The following is a 4,595-nucleotide window of genomic DNA, read 5'->3' as shown; positions in this document are numbered from 1 at the left end:
TGAAATTCATGCACGTGTAGCAGTCCTCAACAGATTTACGGAATTAGGTCGACCACTTACCCAAGTTACGCCTTAAATTTGGCTCAATTAGGGGGCTTTGTATTTCAAATCTTTGTGCAACAAAGCCAGTGTAAAATATATCCTCAAACTTAATCATGCAATCAACTCCCTTAAATTTCTTAATTTTTTAAGTTACTATTAAAAAACCATTAGCTAAAATTAAAATCAATCAATTGGACAACCAGTTAATTGCTTATTTCTATCAACATCTTTATAGAAAGCAACCCAAACATACACCCTATTATTATCTAAATCATCCCGGAAATAATTACCCTCCCTATCTTTTAATACCTGTTGGTTGGGATATAAAACTCTTATAGATTCATTTTTACCCCTACAAAAAACCCAATATTTATTATCTATTATGTAGTTTAAATACCATCCATTATTTAAAATTTTTTTTATTGTTTTATCAAACCTTTCATTTGAAAAATTTTTCTTTTCCAAACTTAAGGTAACCATATTATAGTATGAATTACCACCATATGATTCAACAACATAGCCATCATTAAAATTTTCTTTTAAATCTTTAGAAAACCTACCATTATATTCTTTTTCATTGGTAATGCATCCTACCTGTAGAACACTACAGAATAATATAAAAATTAATAATAATTTCATTTTAACCTCAAAAAGATTTATGCCATTGATCAAGAACATTCCCTATACTAGCCCCTTCAGGTGCCTTATTAAGAATACGTTCTATTTCTTTTGCTTCCACTTTTCTATTTATTTTTTTCAAATAGTCTACAGGAGATAAGTTTTTGTCACTTACTCCTCCGAAACTTAGATCCCATTCTGGTGTACCAATACCTAACTCAAATGCAAATGGTTGTTTTCCATTTATAGTATTCGCTACCATATCTTTATTTACAACGGTACTTCCCCCAAACTTAATTAATGCACCAGCATTTCCAGATAAAGATGCTCCTTGAATAAAGTTATCTGTAATTTCTGTGTAATTTGAGCCTTGACCATTAAATATACGCCCCATCAGGCTTTGTTGCACAAACCTATCTGTAAAGGCTTTTTCAGCGATATAATTTTCAAATGAAGAAGCCTACACACAAAATCTATCGCACAACCAATTGGCCCGCATATAACCGAGCACTCATGAGTCGCGGAAATATTGCCATTTGGTTTGATCCTGCTACGCAATGGTATGCTCCATCAAAAGGCAAACAAGGGCGAAATCAAACCTACTCCGACGCAGCTATCCAATGCTGCTTAATGATTAAATCCTTATTCCGTCTATCTTTACGTATGGTCACTGGCTTTGTTCAAAGTCTCATTCATCTTTATAGATTAGATTGGACAGCCCCAGATTATTCCACTATTTGTAGAAGACAAAAGCATATTGATATTGCAATTAACTATCAAAAAAGCAGTAATGGTCTCCATCTACTCGTTGATTCTACTGGCTTAAAGTTTTTAGGTGAAGGCGAATGGAAACGTAAAAAAAATCAGCCTGAATATCGTCGCCAATGGCGTAAATTACATATTGGTATCGATGCTGAAACCCTTCAAATACGCGCTATTTAGCTCACAACCAACAATGTGAGTGATTCACAGGTGCTTGGTGATTTACGGGATCAGATTCCACAAGAAGAACAGATTGACTCCGTCTATACAGATGGGGCTTATGACACCAAGCAATGCCGCCAGGTAATCGCAGACCGACAAGCGCATGCGGTGATTCCACCAAGAAAAAATGCGAAACCTTGGAAAGATACAAAGACCAGCTCGCTAGAGCGAAATGAATTACTTCGAACAGTTAAACGTTTAGGCAGGACACTATGGAAAAAATGGTCAGGCTATCATCGCCGAAGTTTGGTAGAAACCAAGATGCATTGCATCAAATCTTACGAAGCAGTGCTTCTCAGGTGATTGGCTTAGTACAAGGAATTTCAAAAGCCAAGTCAATGACATGCATGCACGTGTGGCAGTATTAAATAAATTTACGGAGTTGGGCGGACCTCACACCCAAGTTGTCACTTAAATTTAGATAACTTGGGGAAAGTTTAGCTTTTGAATGTTTGTGCAACAAAGCAATTATAATCTGAAAAAATTAAGCTCATTTCATTCAAATATAATGCTTTGCTTTTATTCACTTCATTTTTCAACTGACTTAAGATCTGCCCTCTTTCTATTTTATTCTTTTCACAACTACATAAGAAAAAAATTACTGTAATCATTAAGAATAATTTCATATTATAGCCCTCCAAAAGAGCGCATTAATCTAATTGCATAAAGCTCGGTATCTTTAGTATTTCCTATTAATTTACTGTGTGAAAAGTCAAAATACATTAAACTAGGTGTGGATATAAGCTCCTGTATTTACTTGAACTTCACCACTCGAAACAGGCACATCAGCACCGACAGCAACTCCACAAGGAAAACCAAATGAATTTCCATCTAAAGTTTGATCTGTTAGATATTCTCTATTCACCTTGGAATCTAACTCAAGTTATTTTTAGCGACAGAACCAGTGAGCTAGCAGCCTAAAATTTCCTAAGTGGAAGTCTCCTGTTATTTCAGCACGCATCAATCATTTAAAATACCCCAAAGCTTTTAACTTAGGAACAAATTTTTTATTAAAATAAATTATTGAAAAACTACAAACTAATGCAAAAGAAATCAAAGTAAAAGCAAAATAAATATTGTTTTGATCAAAATATATATGGAAATCATCTACAAACTCATGAATATGAAAAAAAGGAAAAATAAAAGCAATAGCAAACAGTAAATATAATAAAGAACTAAATACCACTTTAAAAAAATGACCCAGTATACTTACTTTAATTAAAGCTTTAGCATAAAAATTTAAAATTAAAATCATATAAATCATATATAACAAGAAAAACATAGCCGTTTTAAACCAAATCATTAACTATCTCACTAATTATTTTGCACAAGATGGCAAGGTTATTTTCCCAGTACCCATTAATTCACCAGCACCTGTTATTTTACCCTCTAGTAATGCACCTGCTAGTTCGCCTGGAGTTCGATTAATTCCAGAAGTACCCAATGGTTTATTCATCAAATCTACTCTCATATATGGAGCCCTTTGAATTACTGCCTTATTCACAGATCCTCCAATGCCACCACCAACCATAGCTCCTACTACAGCACCAGCATCATAATTACACATATTCGCAACTTCCTTCTTCGCAGCAAATAATCCCACACCTTGACCCAGCACTGAAGAAACTCCTGCACCTCCTGCTGCACCTACAGCATGTGATGCCCAAGGATTTACAGCCCCCACTGCACCTCCTGCAACACACCCAATTGCAGCACCTTTCCACTCTCCTGTTGTATAACCACCAACAGCACCAGCTATGCAGCCATATGCAGCACCAGCAGCATTTAAGGGAGTTAATCCCAATTGATCGACCCACAGATTCGGATCACTGACATAAGCAGAATTATTTAATCCACCAAATAATCCAATCGGATCTTTACTCACATACCTTGCACTAAACGGCTCATAATAACGGTAACGGTTATAATGTAATCCAGTTTCACTATCGTAATATTGCCCTTGAAAACGAATACTTGTTTGCTCTAATAAATTGTCACTAGTCTTAATCTCTAAAGCTTCACCCCATACATCCTGCTTAATTTCCCATATACATTCACCTAACTCATTTGTTAAAGTCTGCGGTGTTCCAACTTGGTCACAGTGATAAAAAAGTACCCGCTCCAATTCAGCTTTATTTTTTCGTGTTTCAGTTTTCCATATCGGGTCTTTATAAACCGAATAATCTTCATGCTGAAATTGAGCATAATATGGAGTTTCTAAAAGCTTGATAAAACCTGTATAGCCCGTTTGCAGCAGCGGTACAAAACTCTGCGGTTCATAGACATAATGCTTGGTGTAGTTTTCTTCAACGTCATTAGATTGCTGTAACTCCCAAATCATCAGGTCACCGTCCCAGCCGAATAAGGTCAGGGTTTGCGCATTTTGATTTTTCTTGTATAAACGCCTTCCAAATACATCATAACCATATTCAGTCGCCTGACCATTAAGCTCACTTTGGATCAAACGGTTCAGGTTATCTCATGTCAGTTTTAATGTTTTGCCTGCAGGGCTGCTTTCAATGCAGACAAGTCATTTTAGATCGAGATGCACATGCGATCATTCCACCTAGGAAGAATGCAAAGCCGTGGAAAGATCAGCAAGCGAAGTCAGTAGCGCGGAACGAGTTATTAAAAACAGTCAAACAGCTAGGTAGATCGCTTTGGAAAAAATGGTCAGGCTATCATCGGCGAAGTTTGGTTGAAACTAAGATGTACTGCATTAAATTATTAGGCGATAAACTCAGTGCTAAGAACTTTCAAAGCCAAGTCAATGAAGTACATGCCCGTATAGCCATTTTAAATAAATTTACAGACTTAGGCAGATTGATGTGTGCTGAAAAAACAGGAGGTTTTAACTTGGTAAACTAAACACACTCATCAGGAGTTTACCATGAGCAAGAAACACAAGACTTACACCACAGAATTTAAAGCTGAAGCCATCAAATTAATTG

4 protein-coding genes and 3 pseudogenes are annotated in these 4,595 nt (G+C 36.1%); 2 read left to right on the top strand and 5 right to left on the bottom strand.

The window, feature by feature from the left end:
* Positions 1–225: 225 nt before the first annotated feature.
* Both FTT88_RS16770 and FTT88_RS16765 read right to left on the bottom strand, forming a co-directional pair.
* Entirely contained in the window at positions 226–681 is a 456-nt protein-coding gene (locus FTT88_RS16770; protein WP_180106998.1) for a hypothetical protein, read from the bottom strand.
* Between the two features lie 7 nt (positions 682–688).
* Positions 689–1,069 carry a hypothetical protein gene (locus tag FTT88_RS16765; protein WP_180106996.1) on the bottom strand — a complete coding sequence of 127 codons (381 nt, stop codon included), beginning with the start codon at positions 1,067–1,069 and terminating at the stop codon, positions 689–691.
* A gap of 41 nt (positions 1,070–1,110) precedes the next feature.
* On the opposite strand from FTT88_RS16765, the pseudogene FTT88_RS16760 reads away from it, so the two are divergent.
* Positions 1,111–2,059: pseudogene (locus FTT88_RS16760) on the top strand (IS5 family transposase).
* Between the two features lie 22 nt (positions 2,060–2,081).
* Here FTT88_RS16760 and FTT88_RS16755 read toward each other — a convergent pair.
* From FTT88_RS16755 to FTT88_RS17440, 3 genes and pseudogenes are all read right to left on the bottom strand, one after another.
* Positions 2,082–2,270, bottom strand: a complete 189-nt coding sequence (locus FTT88_RS16755) for a hypothetical protein (RefSeq protein WP_180106995.1) — start codon at positions 2,268–2,270, stop codon at positions 2,082–2,084.
* Between the two features lie 338 nt (positions 2,271–2,608).
* Positions 2,609–2,947 carry a hypothetical protein gene (locus FTT88_RS16750; protein WP_180036296.1) on the bottom strand — a complete coding sequence of 113 codons (339 nt, stop codon included), beginning with the start codon at positions 2,945–2,947 and terminating at the stop codon, positions 2,609–2,611.
* A gap of 492 nt (positions 2,948–3,439) precedes the next feature.
* Positions 3,440–4,165: pseudogene (locus tag FTT88_RS17440) on the bottom strand (RHS repeat-associated core domain-containing protein); the annotation flags it as partial.
* Between FTT88_RS17440 and FTT88_RS16740 the strand changes: the two are divergent.
* A pseudogene (locus tag FTT88_RS16740) lies at positions 4,162–4,512 on the top strand (transposase); the annotation flags it as partial. The pseudogenes FTT88_RS17440 and FTT88_RS16740 overlap by 4 nt on opposite strands.
* Positions 4,513–4,595 lie beyond the last annotated feature (83 nt).

This window comes from Acinetobacter sp. YH01024, from assembly GCF_013420195.1.
Taxonomy (GTDB): Bacteria; Pseudomonadota; Gammaproteobacteria; order Pseudomonadales; family Moraxellaceae; genus Acinetobacter; species Acinetobacter amyesii.
The sequence above is the reverse complement of the archived record's forward strand: the minus strand, read 5'-3'. Positions and strand labels throughout refer to the sequence as shown.